An 18,653-nucleotide genomic window follows, 5' to 3' on the forward strand; every position below is an offset into this window, starting at 1 on the left:
AGACTGAAACCCATTTGCAGCGCGCGTCCAAGAGAAAAACAACCGATTAAACTCACGATTGCAAACCCCGGAAATTCGCGCAAATGACCGAGAATTTCAAACCAACCGGCCTGTTACAGAGCCTCGATGAGCGCTCCCGATCGATCTTTCGGGAGATCGTCGAAACCTATCTGGAAACCGGTGAGCCTGTTGGCTCTCGTACCCTCTCGAAGAGCGGGATTGGCCTGTCGCCAGCCTCCATCCGCAATGTCATGTCGGACCTGACAGAGCTTGGGCTTCTGGACAGTCCCCACATCTCTGCTGGCCGCATGCCGACCCATATCGGACTACGCCTATTCGTCGATGGTTTCCTCGAAATCGGTGAGCCGGTCGAGAATGATCGCGGCGCCATCGAGGATCGCCTGCGCGCCAGTGGCCGCGACTTGCAGGGCGTCCTGAAGGAAGCGTCCTCGCTGCTTTCCGGGCTTGCGGGCGGGGCAGGGCTGGTGACCTCTCCGACACGTGAGCGGCCTGTCCGCCATGTTGAATTCGTGCCGCTGGCGACGGGTGAAGCGCTCTGTATTCTCGTCGACGAGCTGGGCGAAGTGGAGAACCGGCTGGTGCCTGTGCCGAAGGGACTGCCGGTCACGACGCTGATCGAGGCCGGAAACTACCTCGCTGCGCGCATGAAAGGGCGCACCCTTCGTGAAGCTGCAGCAGCGATCCGGAGTGAAATCGCAGAACGACGCGCAGAACTTGATGCCGCGGCGACCTCGCTGGTGGAGAAAGGTCTCGCAGAATGGGGCGGCGAGGTCCCGGGCGAGGAGCGTGCACTGATTGTGCACGGGCGCGCTAATCTCCTCTCTGATTCGCGCGCGGCCGAGGACATGGAGCAGGTCCGCCAGCTTTTCGATATCCTTGACCGCCAAAAAGGCCTTCTGGACGTGCTGGACTCGACCCGCGAGGCTGAAGGCGTTCGCCTTTTCATCGGGGCTGAAAACAGGCTTTTTCCGTTATCGGGTTCAAGCCTGATTGTTGCCCCCTATATGAACGCCTCAAGACAGGTTATCGGCGCACTCGGCGTGATCGGTCCGACCCGGCTTAATTATGCAAGGGTTATCCCGATGGTTGACTATACCGCGCGTATGGTCAGCCAGATACTCGGCGAGCGTCAGAAGTGAAGAACAAACGGAAGCGAACATGACTGAAGATCAGAAGCGTCCACCAGAAGCGGTAGAAACTGAAAACCTCGATGCAGGCTCCCCGGAGTCAGAGGTGCTGGAAGAGGCTGCAGAAGCCCAGAACCGTGAACCGGACGCTGAAACCCGAATTGCTGAGCTGGAAGGCGAGGTCACGGCCCTGAAGGACCAGGTGCTGCGCGCCCATGCGGAAATGGAAAACGTCCGCAAGCGGTCCCAGAAGGAAATCGTCGATGCACGCACCTATGCGGTCGAAAAGTTCGCAGGCGACCTTCTCAGCGTGTCTGACAATCTTGCGCGCGCGCTGGCGGCCCTGCCGGATGACGAACGCGAAGCGCTGACCGAGGCAGGGCAGAACCTGCTGGGCGGTGTGGAGATGACGCAGAAGGAGCTGCACGCAAAGCTCGCCAAACATGGTGTGACTGCGATTGACGCAGAGCCGGGCGCCACCTTCGACCCGAACAAGCACGAAGCCGTCAGCCAGATCCCGTCGCAACACCCATCCGGTACGATTGCCGAAACCTTCCAGTCAGGTTGGAAGATCGGGGACCGCACACTGCGTGCAGCAATTGTAGCGGTTAGCTCGGGCCCGGCGAACTAGGCGTTATAAGGACCGGGTTCGACATTGGAGACCTGGTCCTTGCTTGCCACCCTGCGCCAGGCATCTTCGTGCAGCATATAAGCGACCGTCTGTACGGCAGGCTCTATAAGGCCAATGCCCAGTGAGATGGCGAGGTTGCCTGTCAGTGCATAGGCAACGGACACCGCGACTGTCAGGTGCATGACGCTGTAAGTCATCGTTTTCACGACGGCACGGGGCAAACGGGGCAACAAGCTGGACATGCCAGATGAAATAGGCAGCGCCAGCTAAAGTTCCAGACTATTATTCGTGATGAATGCATAAAGAATTTCAATATCTAGCAGAGGTTGGCTCACTCAAATGTGATCCAGCCTCTTGAGCCAGCAAAAGGCCTTCCCATATCGCAGCGGTAGGACGTGTTTGCCAATGATGGCAGGCACACATCTCAACCCGTAGAGCCGCTGTTTCGGGGTGCTGCCTCGACAGGCCCTGAAAAACGAAATGGCGGCGGCTGAAAGAAGAGAGAGTAGAAATGGGAAAGATTATCGGTATCGACCTCGGCACCACGAACAGCTGTGTTGCCGTCATGGATGGCAAGGAAGCCAAGGTCATTGAGAATGCAGAAGGCGCACGCACGACCCCGTCCGTGGTTGCTTTCACCGAAGGCGGCGAACGCCTCATCGGTATGCCGGCGCGCCGTCAGGCCGTCACCAACCCTGATTTCACCTTCTATGCGATCAAGCGCCTGATCGGCCGTCAATTCGACGACCCGACCGCGCAGAAGGACAAGGCGATTTCGCCATTCGAGATCGTCAAGGGCAAGGGCGGCGACGCCTGGGTGAAGGGCCGCGACAAGGAATACGCGCCGCAGGAAATCTCTGCCTTCATCCTGACCAAGATGAAGGAAACCGCTGAGAACTATCTCGGCGAGACGGTGACCCAGGCGGTCATCACGGTTCCAGCCTACTTCAACGACGCCCAGCGTCAGGCCACCAAAGACGCCGGCAAGATCGCAGGCCTTGAAGTCCTGCGCATCATTAACGAGCCGACGGCTGCAGCGCTCGCTTACGGTCTCGACAAGGAAGAGAACAAGACGATTGCCGTCTATGACCTTGGCGGTGGTACGTTCGACGTGTCGCTCCTCGAGATTGGCGACGGTGTCTTCGAAGTGCTGTCGACCAATGGTGACACCTTCCTCGGCGGTGAAGACTTCGACCTTCGTATCGTCGATTTCCTCGTCAGCGAGTTCAAGAAGGATCAGGGCATTGACCTCTCCAAGGACAAGCTCGCCCTTCAGCGTCTGAAAGAAGAAGCCGAGAAGGCGAAGAAGGAACTGTCGTCTGCATCGCAGTACGAAGTGAACCTGCCATTCATCACGGCCGACCAGTCCGGTCCAAAGCACCTCAACATCAAGCTGAGCCGTGCAAAATATGAGGGCCTCGTCGAGGACCTCGTGAAGCGCACGATCGAGCCTTGTAAGAAGGCGCTGGCCGATGCTGGCAAGTCGACCTCCGACATCGACGAAGTCGTGCTCGTTGGCGGTATGACCCGGATGCCAGCCGTGCAGGCTGCCGTGAAGGACTTCTTCGGCAAGGAGCCACATAAGGGTGTGAACCCTGACGAGGTTGTTGCCATCGGTGCAGCCATTCAGGGCGGCGTCCTTCAGGGCGACGTGAAGGATGTTGTCCTTCTCGACGTGACCCCGCTGTCGCTTGGTATCGAAACTCTGGGCGGTGTCTTCACGCGCCTGATCGACCGCAACACCACGATCCCGACCAAGAAGTCGCAAACCTTCTCGACCGCTGAAGACAATCAGCCGGCCGTGACGATCCGCGTCTTCCAGGGTGAGCGTGAGATGGCTGCCGACAACAAGATCCTTGGCCAGTTCAACCTCGAAGGCCTGCCAGCTGCCCCGCGCGGCGTCCCGCAGATCGAGGTGACGTTCGACATCGACGCCAACGGCATCGTGAACGTGTCCGCCAAGGACAAGGCGACCAACAAAGAGCAGAAGATCACCATTCAGGCGAATGGCGGCCTTTCCGACGACGAAATCAACTCGATGATGAAGGACGCAGAGTCCAACGCCGAGGCTGACAAGAAGCGCCGCGAACTGGTCGAAGCCAAGAACGGCGCCGAAGCTCTGGTCCACCAGACCGAGAAGCAACTCGCTGAGCATGGCGACAAGGTCGGCACCGAGGTGAAGGCTGAAATCGAGAAAGCCTCTGAGGAGCTGAAGAAGGCTGCCGAAGGCGAGAACCTCGAAGACATCCAGGCCAAGCACCAGGCGCTGATGACCGCTGCCATGAAGCTGGGCGAGGCAATCTATGCCAGCCAGCAGGAAGAAGCGGCTGAAAGCGATGCAAAAGCTGATGCAGCTTCGAGCGACGATGACGTCGTCGATGCTGACTTCGAAGAGGTGGACGACGACCGCAAGTCGGCCTAAACCCACCCTCATCTGACACTGAAGCGCCCCGCAAAACACTTGCGGGGCGTTTTGCTATCACAAGACAGGGCGGCACTGCCGAGGCGTATCGTCCCGAGAATGGGAAGCAGCAATGGAACAGCTTACCGAACTTGGTTTTGTCCAGTCACTTCAGGAGTTCTGGGCGCAGGTCGAGAGTGTGCTGAACACAGGGTTTCTGGGACAGCCCATCGGGCGCGGCGTTCTCGCCATTGTCATTCTGCTGATTGCCTTCTTTGCGCGTGGGCTCATCGCAAAGCTTATCGTTGCCACGCTCGGCAAGATGGCGGGCGAAACAAAAACAGAGTTCGACGACAAACTGGTGGAGGCGCTGAAGGCGCCGATCTCTCTGCTTCCTGTCGCGGCCGGTATCTTCTTTGCCGCGCAGGCAATGGGCGCAGAGGGCGACGTCGACACTTTCTTCATCTCGCTGACCCAGTCGGTCATCATCTTTGCGATCTTCTGGGCGCTCTACCGTGTCGTGAAGCCGCTCCTGAAGCTCGCTGGACGCGTGCAGCAGGTGTTGGGCGACACCTTCATTGGCTGGGTGACGCGGATACTGCAGGGCGTCATCGTTTTCATTGGCGGCGCGGCAATCCTGAATGTCTGGGGCATTCCAGTCATTCCATTCCTTGCTTCGCTCTCGCTTCTATCTGTGGCCGTCGCGCTCGGTGCGCAGGACCTCTTCAAGAACCTCATCGCTGGCATGACGATCATCGCAGAGCAGCGCCTTGCCAAGGGCGACTGGGTCTTCGTCGATGGTGTGGTCGAAGGCACAGTGGAGGATGTCGGCTTTCGCTCCACCACGGTGCGCCGTTTCGACAAGGCGCCTGTATATGTGCCGAACGCCAAGCTGGCCGATAATCCGCTGGTCAACTTCTCGCGCATGACGCATCGCCGGATCTACTGGAAGATCGGGCTAGAATACCGCACCGACAGCGAGACGCTGAACAAGATCCGCGGCGCCATCGCTGACTATATCGAGAAGACTGACGATTTTGCACCAGCCTCCGATGTGTCGACGTTCGTGCATGTCGATGAGTTTGGTGATTCCGCCGTGAACCTGATGGTCTATTGTTTTACCAAGACGACGACTTGGGGCGAATGGCTCGCCATCAAGGAACAGCTTGCCTTCTTCATCAAGAAGACGGTCGAGGAGCATGAAGCGAGCTTCGCCTTCCCGAGCCGCTCTCTCTATTTCGAGAAGCTGCCTGACGGCTTCGCGCCCGAAACCTTCAATCCGCCCGGCGAGGATGAAGATGGAGATGGCGAGGATAACAACGATGTCCCGTCCAAGAACCGCAGCAAGAGCGTGAAAGCCTCCGCAAAGGGGCGCTGCCGCTCCACCAGGGGCCCGCAACCGAAAGGAAGGGCTGTCGACGGTGAAGGCGGGGACAAGGGCGCTGAGGCTGGCGATGACGGTGAAGCCGAGTGAGCCTCCCCTCCCTTGAGGCAGACTGCAGCCAGTGCGCCGCGCTCTGCTGCGTGCTGCTTCCTTTCGACAAGTCTGAGGCCTTCGCCTTCGACAAGGCCGGGGGCGAGCCATGCAAACACCTCGACGGGTGCAATGCCTGCCGTATTCATGAGCAGCTATCGGAGCGCGGGTTCAAAGGCTGTGTCGCTTTTGACTGTCACGGCGCCGGTCAGCGCGTTGTTCAGGAGGTATTCGCGGGCAGAAGCTGGCGGGACGATCCAACGCTCATGACGCGGATGGGGCGGGCCTTCCACACGATGCGTCGCATACATGAATTGCTCTTGCTGCTACGTGAAGCTGCCAGGCTGCCCCTGAGCGCGGCTCAGAAAGGCGAACACGCCGCACTGGTGAGTGCGCTCGTTCCGGAAAGTGACTGGACGGAGGAAAGCCTGGAAGCCTTTGACATCCGTACGGTCGAGGAGGAGGTCCGCCAGTTTCTGACTGGCCTTCGGGACATCGCGGCTGCCTAGTCTTGATCGTGGCCGCGTGCAGCGTGTCGCACCAGCGGAACATGTCTGTAGGGCTGGGAATTCTAGCTTCTGTCTGACCTACAGGAGCCCCAAAATGACCGACGCCTATACCGATCTCGACCAGATTTTCCTCGCCGGTAAATGGCGCAAGGGTTCCGGCAAGACGCTGACGAACAAGAACCCTTTCACAGGCGAAACCATCTTCGAGATGAAAGCGGCAACAGCGGATGATGTCGATGAAGCCTGTAAGGCGGCCAAGGCAGCGCAGAAAGAATGGGCCGCGCTGCCGCCGTCCGCGCGGTCGGCCAAGATGTCAGCGCTCGCTGACGCGCTTGAGGCGCGCCGCGAGGAGGTCATGGGCTGGATCACGCGGGAAATTGGCGGCACGCAGGTGAAAGCCGCGCTAGAGGTGCAACTCGTCCTCGGCGTCCTGCGCGAAGCAGCCGTTCTGCCCTTCATGGTCGAAGGCCGCATCCTGCCAGAGGACATCCCCGGCAAAGAGTCCCGGTCCTACCGCCAGCCTGTCGGCGTCATCGCCCTCATCAGCCCTTGGAACTTTCCGCTACAACTTACCGCCCGTACGCTTGCGCCGGCGCTGGCAGTCGGCAATGTCGTGGTGCTGAAACCCGCTAGCGATTCAATTGTCACCGGCGGGACAATCTTCGCCAAGCTGCTGGAAGAAGCTGGGTTTCCAGAAGGCCTCGTCAGCGTCCTTCCCGGCGGTGGCTCTGATGTTGGTACAGCGCTGATCGAGCATGAAATACCGCGTCTTGTTTCCTTCACGGGTTCTACGCCGGTTGGCCGGGGCATCGCTGAAACGGTCGCGAAATCGACCATCCTGAAGCCGCTTGAGCTGGAGCTTGGCGGCAATGGACCGATTGTCGTTCTGGACGACGCAGATATCGGTGCGGCTGTCGATGCCGCGATCTGGGGCAAGTTCATGCATGCCGGACAGATCTGCATGGCGATCAATCGCATTATCGTCGACGACAGCATTTTTGATGAGTTCACGGACAAATTCGTGGCACGCGCCAAGGCGTTGAAGGTCGGCGACCCGTCGAAGCCTGACACTTTTGTTGGGCCGCTCGTAAACGCCGATCAGGCTGATGGCGTCATGGAGCTGATCGAGAAGGCGAAGGCGGAAGGCGCTGGCTGCCGTGTTGGCGGCGCGCGCGATGGCCTCGTCATCCCGCCGCATGTCTTTGTTGATGTGGATGAGAACTCCTGTCTCTGCACCAATGAGATCTTCGGACCTGTAGCTCCGATTGTGCGGGCAAGGGATGAGGCCGATGCACTTCGCCTGGCAAACAAGACCGAATACGGTCTTTCCAGCGCAGTCTTCAGCCGTGACATCGAACGCGGTGTTGCCTTCGCCAAGCAGGTTGAGGCGGGCATGACCCATGTGAACGATCAGCCGGTGAATGACTCGCCCTTTAGCCCGTTCGGAGGCGAGAAGAATTCAGGTATCGGCCGCTTCAATGGCCGCTGGGCGGTCGAGGCTTTCACGACCGATCACTGGATCACCATTCAGCGTGAGCCGCGCCAGTATCCATTCTCACTTGATGATCTCGGCTAGGGCGGGGCAACCGCGACTAAAGAAAAACCCCGGCGCTTGGGCCGGGGCTTCCTGACTGTTCGGTTTGAAGGCGTCCGCTACGCAGCGATCGCGTCTTCTTTCTTCTTCGGGTCGCGCAGGACATAGCCACGGCCCCAGACGGTTTCGATGTAGTGCTCGCCATCCGGATTGTCGGAGGTGGCGGTCGCTTTTGCGAGCTTCTTGCGGAGCTTACAGATGAAAACGTCGATAATCTTGAGTTCAGGCTCGTCCATGCCGCCATAGAGGTGGTTCAGGAACATTTCCTTGGTGAGCGTCACGCCCTTGCGGAGCGAGAGCAGCTCGAACATCTGGTATTCCTTGCCCGTGAGGTGGACGCGGTCGCCTTCGACCTCAACCGTCTTGGAGTCGAGATTGACGACAATCTCGCCGGTGCGGATGACGCTCTCAGCATGGCCCTTGGAGCGGCGGACAATCGCCGTGATGCGGGCAATCAGCTCATCCTTGTTGAATGGCTTGGTGAGATAATCGTCAGCGCCGTAGCCGAGGGTCTTCACCTTGGCTTCGATGTCTGGATTGCCGGAGAGGATGAGGACCGGCGTATTAATGCGGGCCATTCGCAGCTGCTTGAGTACGTCGTAGCCAGAGATGTCTGGCAGGTCGAGGTCGAGCACGATGATGTCGTATTCATACACCTTGCCGAGGTCCACGCCCTCTTCACCGAGGTCGGTGGTGTAGATGTTGAAGCCGGCCGCCTTGAGCATCAGTTCGATGCTGCGTGCGACGGAGCTGTCGTCCTCAATTAGAAGCACTCGCATGTGTCACTCTCCCGAATCAGTCTAGCGACACAGTAGCCGCCCCGTTAACCAATGTGAATCTATGGAGCGAGAATTACCAAGAGTTTAACACTGGTAATAAAACGCCCCATTTTGTTCACACCTCTTAATAATGCAGGTCCCGTCCGCCCGAGCGGCCGATGAATGTCTGTGCGATGGCGATCGCATCCTGGATCGGCTGTGCCGTCGGATCGGTCGAAATCAGCGTCCGCTGGCAGCGCACCGCTTCGCGCACCTTCTCGTCGCGGTGGACTATACCGGCGAGCGGCGGGCGGTAGCCCTGGAACTTGCGGCAGGCCATGGCGATCGCTTCATAGGTCTGCTGACCCATGGCGCGGTTCGCCGCCTGGTTGATCGCGACATGCTGGTCGACATCCGGGGCGTAGCCGCGAAGCACCTTCATGAAGGCATAGCCGTCTGTCATGGAGGACGGGTCGTCCGTGATCACGATCAGCGCCTTGTCGGCCGCGCGCGCAAGGCGCATGCAGTTGGCTTCGATACCGGCACCAAGGTCGAGAACGATCTTGTCATATTGCAGCGACAGCGTCGTCAGGCCAGCGGCGAGGCGGGACACCTCGTCAGTGGAGAGCTCTGCGAGCGCGCCGGAGCCGGACCGGCCCGGAAGGACGTCAAAGCCGCCGTCGCCAGCGCCGCCATCAACCGGCGTCACCGCGTCTTCAAGCTCAACCCAGCCAGCGATCACCGCAGCGATGTCGGTGATCGGCTCGATGCCGAGCTGAACGTCTACGTTTGCAAGACCAAGGTCGCCGTCGACAAGAAGCGTCCTCTGCCCCTGCTGGGCAAAGGCACTGGCCAGTGTGATCGACATGAACGTCTTTCCCACACCGCCTTTCCCGGATGCGACCGCAATGATCGAACCCGGTTCAACACGTCTGTGATGAGACTTGCCTTGCGGCGCTTTTGGTCTGTCCATCGATTTTGGAAGCATGAAGCTCATCTCATGCAGCTCCTCTCAGTGCGAAATCTGCTGAAGCTTCTTCCAGCAGTATCTTTGATAGCCGGGCCGGTGTTGCGGGGGTGAGCCCGCCGCCGATAAACGGGGTGATCCCGAGTTGGGCGAAGGATATGCCAGCGCCGCTCAGCGCTGCGACGATACCGCCGCGCCTGCGCGTCACATCCAGCTTGGAGACGATCGCGCGCTTCACACCGGCATCGGCAAAAGCGTGCGCAGCGTCGGCAAGATCATCGGGGTGGCCCTCGGCCGACATGACGAGAACAGGTTCAGCGTCAATGACGGCAATAAGGTCTTTAAGGCTAGCCATGTCTTCCCGGTCGAAGGGAACGATGGCCGGAAGGTCGATCACGCAGCGGTCACCTTCTTCGCGCGCGGTGCGCAGCAGTTCGAAAAGGTCGTCTGGCGTGCGAGCGACGCGGATCTGGTCCTGCTCAAGCTCGAGATAGGCTGCGAGTTGCGCCCCGCCGGCCGTGGCGTCGAGGTCTGCAGCGACCGGAAGGATGCGCGTGTCAGCGACAGCGGCCCTGCGGGTCAGTTTCGCGGCAGTTGCCGTGCGGCCATGTCCTGGTGGGCCGACAAGGATGATGTCGCGCACCGGGCGGGCTGCAATCGGGTCACAGCTGATGAGCGCGTCGAGGCCGCAGGCCAGGATATCTGCCGGGTCGCTGGACTTGGCGCTCGCCGGGATACCCGCATCTGCAACACGGTCAGCAAAGCGCGGCGGGGCGCCATGCCAGAGCAGCGCGTCGCGCACACGGTTACGCAGTGAATTTTCCTGCGGACGTCCCATGACGCCGGTACGGTCAATACGGGTCACAAAGCGTGGCTCGCTTGGAACCATGCCGCCGCCAAGCTTGTCGGTCGCAGCACGGACTTCAACGCCGCCAGGGACTTCGCGCTCCGAGAGAATGATGGCGTCGTCGCCCATCTCGGCAAAGATCATGGCCTTTGCCGCTTCCAGACTCTCGGCTGCGAACATTTTCATGCGCATGAGCAAATCACTCCATTCTGGAGATCGGTTGTCAGCGAGAAAGGTTAACGAATTCTGTCAATTCGTTAGGACTGGCAGAGTTATCCCCAGTCTTTCTGGTGCGAAAATCATGACCGGAATCCTGAAAGAGGGCTCAGGCGGCCTGCTTTTCGTCAAGGATTTCAGAGAGTTTCACGCCCAGCTGACCATTGCTAATGATCAGACGCCCGCGCGCCAGAAGCTGGTCGGAGACGTAGATGTCCACAGGTTCATTAATAGATTTCTGCAACGCGATGACCTCGCCGCCGCGCATCGCGCTCAGCTTCTCCATCGGGATTCGCGCCTCGCCGAGAATGACGTCGACACGCACAGGCACATCCAGCAGATTTGATCCAGACGCACGCCCGCTCATCGTGTCGCTCCTCCCAGTTTCGGTATCAAGGGTTGGCTGAAATGGTTTCACGCGGGTTACCGCGCGAGCTTGCCCCTCGAATTTTCAGGTTCGAATCACCTCTGGAAGAGATTGCCCTGTCCGTCAACGAGCTCGGATGCAATCTTGCGAATCCGTGTCTTGGCATCCTGGCGAACAGCCTCTGAAATCGACGCTTTTTCGAGGGTATTCGCCAGCTCGACGATCTGCAGCAGGGCAATACGAAGCGCGTCAGACGAACGCTCCATGGCTGCATTGCGTGCCTTGGCCTCGCGGTCACGTACCATGTCCAGCGTGCTGCGCCGCGTATCTTCGAGAAGCGCGGCGAGTTCAGAGATGCTGATGGCGATTTTCTCTGGCCCCATTGGGGCAGGGGCAGGCGCGCTGAAGTCGCTGCGAAACTCGAACGGGGTCACGGTCAACTGGCGGGCGGCGCTCATTCGATCAGCTCATCGTCAATGTCGTCATGCGCGAGGATGTCGCCCCGGCGCGCCAGATGACGGGCAATGTCAGTAATCTCGGTACGGGCCGCTTCGACGCGCGAGCGCTTTACCGGCCCTGTCGCCTCGATTTCAGAGACGAGAAGCTCCCCGGCGCGCTTGGTCATGTTGCGCAGGAAGACGTCCCGCACAGGTTTGCCAGCGCCCTTGAGCGCCAGAGCCAACACAGTGCGATCGATCTGCGAAAGAACCGTCTGGATTGCGGCAGGGTCCAGCGCGGCAAGGTCATCAAAGGTGAACATGTGCGCGCGGATACGCTCGCCGCAGCCGGGGTCTGAGGTTTCCAGCGCCTTGAGGAAAGACGTCTCCAGCCCATTGCTCAGCCGGTCAAAGATGCGGGCAACGCCAACTGCGCCCGCGGCCTTGAGGCGATCGGCGCGCGTCGCCGCCAATCCTTCAAGCTGTCCCTCGATCGTCTTCAGCGTCGCCGGGTGAACCGGGCCAAGCAGCATCAGTCCGCGCATCGCCTTGATTGCAGCGGGCCGGGGCAGGGCGTGGACAAGTTTCGCCGCGCCGGGCGCTGGCATCTGCGACAGGATCAGCGACAGCGTTTGAGGGTGCTCCCCTTCCAGCATGCCGGCCAGTGTGTCTGCGTCGAGGTCACAAAGGCGCTGCCAGATATTCTGCGGCTCACCGGCGGGAAGTTCAGGCTGGCGCGACAGTGCACGGCGAAGCGCCGCGGCGTCTTCTGCCTGCGGCTGAATGGGGCCTGCCGTCATAGCCTGACGAAGGTGAGCTGTTTCACCGGCCGAAAGCTCATTCCAGACACCGGCGGCTGCGGGGCCGAGCAGCCGCATCAGGCGCGCAGCGCGGTTGAGGCCGGGCTGGCCTGTGGCCTGTGGAGCGGCTTCAGTCTGTTGCAGGGCTGGAAGGCTCATTTCTCGCCCTCATCTGATGATAGCCAGCCGCGAACGACGCGCGCCACGGCCTTGGGGTCGCGCAGCGCGGCTTCCTTCACGTCGATAAACTCATCTTCGTTCGCTGGCTCGCCGTGCTCAGCAGGCGCGTGCATCACCTTGCTCGCGGGCTTCAGTTCAAGCGGGCCGTTGGCGCGCGGGAAGGGATCAGAGATCTCTTCGCGGTTCCGCGCTGGAAACAGCATGAAGATCAGGATGAGGACAGCGACTGCGCCAAGCGCGCCCAGCTCATACATCTCGACGGTCTGCAGTCCGCCAGCGGTCCCCGGCGCAAAGGCGAAGGGCTGGATGTGCAGGCTGTCAGCGGCCCGGTCATATCCGGCGGTCGTTTCAAGGATGGTGACAACGCGGTCGAAGACTACCCGGTCGACAGGCACGCTGCGCTCGGTCGAATTTACCAGAAGCAGGAATTGCTGGTTGCCATCGCTGCCCGTGTGCGTTGCGACGCGCACATTCTGCGCACCGAAAACCGGCTCCAGCAGGCTCGTCAGCTGGCGCTGCTCAAAGGTCTGCGCATTGGGCGGTGGGGCGCCGTCGGACAACAGCGTATTGGCGCGCCATGCGAAAAGGCACGCAGTGATGGCGAGCGCAATGAGCGCCACCAGCCGCGTGCCTCCTGGCATGAATGACCTGCCTGCTGTCATGGATCAGCCCCTCGGGAAAACTCCCGCAAGGCTAGGCCTGTCAGCGTAAACGGCGCTTTAACGGATCAAAGCGGCTTAGCAGGGATGATGGAGTGCCAGATCTAGTTGGCGCGGTACTGCTGCAGGCGCGTGGTGCGCAGACCCTTGGTGCCAAATTCGTCATAGAGGCGCGACCAGCCGGCCAGCTCTTCCTCGGACAGGGCGTAGCGTTCACACGCTTCATTCTTTGAAAGCAGACCTCCGCGCACGGCAGCAACCACCTGTGCTTTGCGACGCGTGACCCATCGCCGGATACCTGGCGGCGGCAGATCCTCCCTGGTCATGACCTGGCCATCCGGCCCTTTTATGCTCAGAGTTCTTGCTGCGTGCTGCTGCGCCATGAGATCCACCATTTCTTAGCGGTTGAAGTCCTGAAGGCGCGTTTTGCGCCCCGAACTCTGCTCTAGCGCGGGGGACTTAAATGACCTTTCAGCGAAGCCTGTGAGTTTTCATGAAAATTCGATACGTTCTCGCAGGCCCCATTAAGCAAGGCTTTGCAAATCTGTCCCCGTCTGGGTCAGGTGTGCCGGAACCGGACAACTTCCTTTATTTTTAGGCGCTCAATCGTTCATCTGCGGCGATTGTGGAGGCAATAAAGCCTCCGCCAAGCACGCGACTTTTTGATGAAAAATCGTACAGGACGCAGGCCTGCCCCTTCGCAACCCCTTCTTCCGGGATGTCGAAGAAGACAGCAGGCTCATCGCCCGACCAGCCAAGATGCGCGGGAAGCGGCTCACGGGTAGAGCGAACGCGCGCCAGAACGGGCAAGCCCTTGTCGCAGGCCGCTTCAAGGCTGCCATCGCCCAGCCAGTTCAGTTCTTCCATCGTCAGGCCAGCCGTCAGCAACGCCTCGCGCGGGCCGACAATGACCCGGCGCGTCGCCGCATCGATCTTGACCACGAAGAGAGGCTCACCCGTCGCGACGCCAAGGCCGCGGCGCTGGCCGATCGTATAGTGGATGACGCCGTCATGCTCTCCTAGGACACGGCCATCGAGATGCACGATCTCACCGCCGCGACCGGCCGCTGGACGCAGTTTCTTGACCACATCGGCGTAGGAGCCTTGCGGCACGAAACAGATGTCCTGGCTGTCAGGCTTGGACGCCACGGGCAGGTTGTACTTCTCAGCCAGCTCGCGCACGCGCGTCTTGGGCAGGCCGCCCAGCGGGAAGCGCAGATAGTCGAGCTGCTCGCGGGTCGTCGCAAACAGGAAATAGGACTGGTCGCGTGAGGCATCCTCGGCGCGGTGCAGCTCTGACCCGTCAGGCCCATCGGTGCGGCGGATATAGTGCCCCGTCGCCAGACAGTCGGCGCCAAGCTCCTTCGCGGTGGCGAGGAGGTCCTTGAACTTTACGGTCTGGTTGCAGCGGATACAGGGAATGGGTGTGGAGCCAGCCATATAGGTGTCGGCAAAGTCTTCCATCACCTGTTCCTTGAACCGGCTTTCATAGTCGAGGACATAGTGCGGGATACCGACCTGATCGGCGACATTGCGCGCATCATGAATGTCCTGACCTGCACAGCAGGCGCCCTTCTTCTCAATGGCGGCGCCATGATCATAGAGCTGCAGCGTGATGCCCACGACATCATAGCCTTCATCTGCCAGCATGGCGGCAACGACGGAGCTATCGACACCGCCAGACATGGCGGCCACGACGCGGGTTTCGGACGGGGGTTTTGGCAGCCCAAGCGAGTTGAGCTCGCCCGCAGGGGCGATCTTCGTATCGGTCATCTCATCCTCCAGCGGGTTCAAGGCCCGCAGCAGAAACATCAATTTGAAGCGCGCTACATAGTCGATCCTGGACGCGATGTCAGGGGCGGGGTGTCAGCAAGGTCCGGCAGTGCGCAAAAGCAACAACTGCAAAGATACTGCCGTCATGAGTTTGCCCATCATTCGCATTTGCAGTAGGCGCTTCCGGAACATTTTTTGAGGGGCCCCGAAAACGATGAAAAACCTGCAGAAAACGCTATTGGGCGCGAGCGCGCTGACCCTTCTCTTGGCAGCGCCGGTTGCGGCAGCGCAAGAGAATGAGAAAGATCAGGTTCTCGATTCAATTCTGGTGACCGGCCAGTATCTCTACACCGACGAAGTGAACGCGCTTAAATCGCCGACGCCAATCATCGACGTGCCGCAGAGCCTCTCCATCATCACGGCTGACCAGATAGAGCAGCAGGGCTTCAACAGCATCGGCGATATCATCGACTACACGCCCGGCGTGAACACCTCGCAGGGCGAAGGCCACCGCGATGCAGTCGTCTTCCGCGGCGTGCGTTCGACGGCTGACTTCTTCATCGATGGCGTGCGCGATGACGTGCAGTATTACCGCCCGCTCTATAACCTCGAGCAGATCGAGATCCTGCGCGGCCCGAATGCGCTTCTCTTCGGCCGGGGCGGCACGGGCGGCATCCTCAACCGTGTCACCAAGAAGGGTGTCGTCGGCGAGACCTTCACAGGCTATCAGGCCAGCGTCGATACGTTTGGCGGCTTTGGCGCACAGATCGACCAGAACGTCGCCCTGAATGACACTTCCGCCCTCCGCATCAATGCGATGTATGAGAGCCTCGACAATCACCGTGACTTCTATGACGGCGAGCGGATCGGCATCAATCCGACCGCGCGTTTTGAACTGAGCCCTGCGACGACGCTCGACCTCTCCTATGAGTATCTCGATCATGAGCGCTTTGTGGACCGGGGTATTCCAACCGGCGCCGATGGCCGCCCGGTCGAAGCCTTCCGCAAGATTGTGTTTGGCGATCCGGAGCTGAACCGTACTTTCCTTGAGGCGCACCTGCTGCGCTCATCGCTCCAGCATCGCTTCTCCGAAGCGCTGAAGGCCAATGTCAGCCTGTTCTATGGTGACTATGACAAGCGCTACATGAACTTCTACGCGTCTGGCTATAATGAGGCGGCGACGCCGAACCTTGTCACGCTGGACGGCTATGAGGACTCCACCAAGCGTCAGAACACCATCCTGTCAGGCAATCTCGTCTGGGAGCCAGCGACCTGGGGCTTTGAGCACACCATCATTCTCGGCGGCGAGTATATCGACACGTCGAATGACAATGACCGCTTCAACGCCTTCTGGGACACAACGGCTGATGACAATGAAGTCTTCGACATCCGCCGACCGCTCACCCTGCGCGGCGGCGTCGGCATCAACGCTGCTGGCCAGCTGACGACCAATGACTACAGCGTCGACATCAATGACTTCACAAAGGCCGAAGTCGATGTCTTCTCCGCCTATATCCAGGATGAGATCGAGATTTCAGACAAGCTCGACGTGATCCTCGGTCTGCGCTTCGACAGTTTCGACATCGAAGTCCTGAACGTCATCGCCAATGAGACCCGCAGCCGCAAGGATGAAGAGATTTCTCCGCGCCTCGGCCTCGTCTACAAGCCGCAGGAGAACATCTCCCTCTATGCGAGCTATAGCGAGACCTTCCTGCCGCGCAGCGGTGAGCAATTCTCCGACATCAATGGCGCAGCAAACCAGCTTGACCCCGATGAGTTCACCAATCTGGAAGCGGGCCTCAAATGGGATCTCATCGGCGGGGTCAGCCTGACCGCGGCCATCTTCGAGATTGAACAGCGCTCCCCGCAGGTCGCCGACAATGACCCGTCCACGCTGGAAGTGATCGAGTCCGAAACGCAGGGCTTTGAGGTCCAGGTGCAGGGTGAGGTCAGCGACCGCTGGTTCATCTCGGCGGGCTATTCCTATCTCGACGGCGAGATCGTCAACCGCACCGGCCCGACCGGCAACCGCCCGCGTGAGCTGCCAGAACACATGGCCTCGCTCTGGAATACCTACCGCCTTACAGACCGGTTCGGCATCGGCCTTGGCGTGACCTATCAGGATGAGAGCTTCATCGACAATGGTAATACGGCGATCCTGCCGGCCTACACGCGCGTTGATGCAGCGGCCTTCTATGATGTTTCAGACGCTGTCCGCGTGCAGCTCAACATCGAGAACGTCACCGATGAGCTCTACTTCCCGAACGCCCACGCGACCCATCAGGCAAGCGTCGGCGCGCCGCTCAATGCAAGGCTGACCATTAGCGGGCGTTTCTGACGCGCTCAGGGCGCCAGTTGGCCCTGAGCCGGCTGGCGCCTAGCCTTCGCTAAGCCCAAGCTTTGCTGCCAGCGCGTCATGGCAACCCGGCACGAAATGAAACGCGTCCCAGCCATGCTGGCGGGCCGCTTCGACATTCTCAGCCATGTCATCGACCAGGATCACGTCCTTGCCGCCATGCCCCAGCGCGTTTTCGATGTGCGCAAAGTAGGCAAGGTCCGGCTTGGCGAGGCGCATGCGGCCGGCGGCGAACACGGTGTGCATGTGCTCACCAAACCCCATCTCCTCGATCCAGTCGGCGCGGTAGACCTCATTATTAGTCGCGATGACATTGGTGATGCCCGCCCGGCGCGCCCGCTGGACGATATCCAGCGTCTTCTCATCGGGGATGTGATCCTTGTCGAACCAGTAGTCGATGACCTCTCCCGCCCGGTGCGGCACGCCATGCTCTGCGGCCCAGCTCCCGACCAGCTCGTGCAGGTCCGCCTCGCCGACCATGGCCTGCTGGAACCGGCCAGAGAAGAGATAGTTCGCCAGCGAGTCGATCGGCAGGCCCGTATCCTCTTCAAACGTCGTCATCCATTTGAAGACGCCGTTCTGGACATTGGCATTGAGGACCCCGTCAAAGTCCCAGGCGATCAGTTTGTAGCGTGGTTCGGTCATTGCGTGCTCGTATCCGGGTCGAAAGCTGTGCCTTTCAGGCGCGTCGGCAGCGGATTGCCCGGCGTCCTCGGCCATTGGCCCAGTATCTCTTCAGGCTCATAGAGTTCCTGGAAGAAGACGAATGTATCGTGGCTGTAGTTTGCGCGGATCGCTTCTTCCATCGGCTCATCGAGGAGGAGCAGCGTCCAGACAAGGTCGGGCGAGAAGACGGTGCGCACAGTCGAAAGGTCCACCGCGCCGCCAGCGTGCAGGCGTTTCATCTTGTGAAAGACGTGCACAAAGCGCCGGCGCGCAGAATCAAAGCGCTGATACTCGGCCTCTTCCTCAGGCGTGCGGTCCGTTTTGTGCCGCAGGACGCCATAGCGTCCCAGCGCGCCCGCCCGCTCATACTCAAACAGGACGCCGGAAGCCTGCCGGAACTCATCGGCGGCGATATCGTCCATGAAGGCCAGAATGATCTGGAGATTTAGCGCCTTGCGTTGATTATCGGCGACTTCCTCCAGCTCCTGTTTCTGAAGCTCCAGCGCTTTCTTCTGTGCGCTATTGGTCAGCATGATGCCAATCAGGGCAAAGCCGGAAAAGAACGCGCTCGCGGCCCCGAACATCGCGCCATATTGAGAGACCCTCGTGGCCGCGAGGTCTTCCAGCCGGAACAGCTGCATCAGCGCGATCGGCACCAGCCCGAAGACCAGCCAGAGGGCAATCGCGATGATCGACCACTGATAGATATTGAGCCGCTCATGAAGCGGATCTTTTTCTTTTGGCGCGTCGGTGGGGGAGGGTTTTGGCTTGGACATGCGCAACCTCATGGACCAGAACGCCGCCCCCGTCACCCCCGCGCTATCCTGCCGCGCGTCAGGATGCGCGCCTGTTCATCACACTGACATCTGG

Annotated in this window: 19 protein-coding genes; 7 read left to right on the forward strand and 12 right to left on the reverse strand. The window is 60.1% G+C overall.

The window, feature by feature from the left end; translation table 11 throughout:
- The first annotated feature begins 83 nt into the window (after positions 1-83).
- Together hrcA and D1222_RS14865 are read left to right on the forward strand one after the other, a co-directional pair.
- A complete protein-coding gene (hrcA, locus tag D1222_RS14860) occupies positions 84-1,160 on the forward strand; it encodes a heat-inducible transcriptional repressor HrcA (RefSeq protein ID WP_119455036.1) in 1,077 nt (358 codons plus the stop codon).
- Positions 1,161-1,179: 19 nt separating this feature from the next.
- Positions 1,180-1,779, forward strand: coding sequence for a nucleotide exchange factor GrpE (locus D1222_RS14865; RefSeq protein ID WP_119455037.1), 600 nt, complete (start codon positions 1,180-1,182; stop codon positions 1,777-1,779).
- Here D1222_RS14865 and D1222_RS14870 read toward each other — a convergent pair.
- Entirely contained in the window at positions 1,776-2,021 is a 246-nt protein-coding gene (locus D1222_RS14870; protein WP_119455038.1) for a DUF2061 domain-containing protein, read from the reverse strand. The two genes, D1222_RS14865 and D1222_RS14870, sit on opposite strands and share 4 nt — an antisense overlap.
- A gap of 269 nt (positions 2,022-2,290) precedes the next feature.
- Between D1222_RS14870 and dnaK the strand changes: the two genes are divergently transcribed.
- The 4 genes from dnaK (at position 2,291) to D1222_RS14890 (ending at position 7,739) form a co-directional block, all read left to right on the forward strand.
- Positions 2,291-4,201 (forward strand): molecular chaperone DnaK, encoded by a 1,911-nt coding sequence (gene dnaK / locus D1222_RS14875; protein WP_119455039.1) that lies wholly within the window; start codon positions 2,291-2,293, stop codon positions 4,199-4,201.
- 112 nt (positions 4,202-4,313) lie between these two features.
- Positions 4,314-5,654, forward strand: a complete 1,341-nt coding sequence (locus D1222_RS14880) for a mechanosensitive ion channel family protein (protein ID WP_119455040.1) — start codon at positions 4,314-4,316, stop codon at positions 5,652-5,654.
- The gene (locus D1222_RS14885; protein WP_147371896.1) at positions 5,651-6,163 is read left to right on the forward strand and encodes a hypothetical protein; all 513 of its coding nucleotides are present in this window, start codon (positions 5,651-5,653) and stop codon (positions 6,161-6,163) included. Before D1222_RS14880 ends, D1222_RS14885 begins: the two co-directional genes overlap by 4 nt.
- A gap of 94 nt (positions 6,164-6,257) precedes the next feature.
- Positions 6,258-7,739 (forward strand): aldehyde dehydrogenase family protein, encoded by a 1,482-nt coding sequence (locus D1222_RS14890; RefSeq protein WP_119455042.1) that lies wholly within the window; start codon positions 6,258-6,260, stop codon positions 7,737-7,739.
- A gap of 77 nt (positions 7,740-7,816) precedes the next feature.
- Here the strand turns inward: D1222_RS14890 and ctrA are convergent, their stop codons facing one another.
- From ctrA to mnmA, 9 genes are all read right to left on the reverse strand, one after another.
- Complete coding sequence (ctrA, locus tag D1222_RS14895; RefSeq protein ID WP_119378568.1) at positions 7,817-8,536, reverse strand: response regulator transcription factor CtrA; 720 nt, start codon at positions 8,534-8,536, stop codon at positions 7,817-7,819.
- 124 nt (positions 8,537-8,660) lie between these two features.
- The gene (locus D1222_RS14900; RefSeq protein WP_119455043.1) at positions 8,661-9,512 is read right to left on the reverse strand and encodes a nucleotide-binding protein; all 852 of its coding nucleotides are present in this window, start codon (positions 9,510-9,512) and stop codon (positions 8,661-8,663) included.
- 1 nt (position 9,513) lies between these two features.
- The gene (locus D1222_RS14905; protein ID WP_233348816.1) at positions 9,514-10,521 is read right to left on the reverse strand and encodes a flagellar biosynthesis protein FlhF; all 1,008 of its coding nucleotides are present in this window, start codon (positions 10,519-10,521) and stop codon (positions 9,514-9,516) included.
- 133 nt (positions 10,522-10,654) lie between these two features.
- A complete protein-coding gene (locus D1222_RS14910; RefSeq protein WP_119455045.1) occupies positions 10,655-10,912 on the reverse strand; it encodes a FliM/FliN family flagellar motor switch protein in 258 nt (85 codons plus the stop codon).
- Positions 10,913-11,007: 95 nt separating this feature from the next.
- Positions 11,008-11,370, reverse strand: coding sequence for a hypothetical protein (locus D1222_RS14915; RefSeq protein ID WP_119455046.1), 363 nt, complete (start codon positions 11,368-11,370; stop codon positions 11,008-11,010).
- Positions 11,367-12,308, reverse strand: a complete 942-nt coding sequence (locus D1222_RS14920) for a FliG C-terminal domain-containing protein (protein WP_119455047.1) — start codon at positions 12,306-12,308, stop codon at positions 11,367-11,369. The genes D1222_RS14915 and D1222_RS14920 overlap by 4 nt, the downstream gene beginning before the upstream one ends.
- A complete protein-coding gene (locus D1222_RS14925; RefSeq protein ID WP_119455048.1) occupies positions 12,305-12,970 on the reverse strand; it encodes a hypothetical protein in 666 nt (221 codons plus the stop codon). Before D1222_RS14925 ends, D1222_RS14920 begins: the two co-directional genes overlap by 4 nt.
- A gap of 122 nt (positions 12,971-13,092) precedes the next feature.
- The gene (gene sciP, locus D1222_RS14930) at positions 13,093-13,371 is read right to left on the reverse strand and encodes a CtrA inhibitor SciP (protein ID WP_119455198.1); all 279 of its coding nucleotides are present in this window, start codon (positions 13,369-13,371) and stop codon (positions 13,093-13,095) included.
- 211 nt (positions 13,372-13,582) lie between these two features.
- Entirely contained in the window at positions 13,583-14,761 is a 1,179-nt protein-coding gene (mnmA, locus tag D1222_RS14935) for a tRNA 2-thiouridine(34) synthase MnmA (RefSeq protein WP_119455199.1), read from the reverse strand.
- A gap of 214 nt (positions 14,762-14,975) precedes the next feature.
- Between mnmA and D1222_RS14940 the strand changes: the two genes are divergently transcribed.
- Complete coding sequence (locus tag D1222_RS14940) at positions 14,976-17,099, forward strand: TonB-dependent receptor (protein ID WP_119455049.1); 2,124 nt, start codon at positions 14,976-14,978, stop codon at positions 17,097-17,099.
- Positions 17,100-17,138: 39 nt separating this feature from the next.
- On the opposite strand, the gene D1222_RS14945 is transcribed toward D1222_RS14940, so the two are convergent.
- Together D1222_RS14945 and D1222_RS14950 are read right to left on the reverse strand one after the other, a co-directional pair.
- Positions 17,139-17,762 (reverse strand): HAD family hydrolase, encoded by a 624-nt coding sequence (locus tag D1222_RS14945; RefSeq protein WP_119455050.1) that lies wholly within the window; start codon positions 17,760-17,762, stop codon positions 17,139-17,141.
- Positions 17,759-18,559 (reverse strand): hypothetical protein, encoded by an 801-nt coding sequence (locus D1222_RS14950; RefSeq protein ID WP_119455051.1) that lies wholly within the window; start codon positions 18,557-18,559, stop codon positions 17,759-17,761. Before D1222_RS14950 ends, D1222_RS14945 begins: the two co-directional genes overlap by 4 nt.
- Between the last annotated feature and the right edge of the window lie 94 nt (positions 18,560-18,653).

The organism is Henriciella algicola (assembly GCF_003576245.1).
In the GTDB taxonomy this organism is placed as follows: Bacteria; Pseudomonadota; Alphaproteobacteria; order Caulobacterales; family Hyphomonadaceae; genus Henriciella; species Henriciella algicola.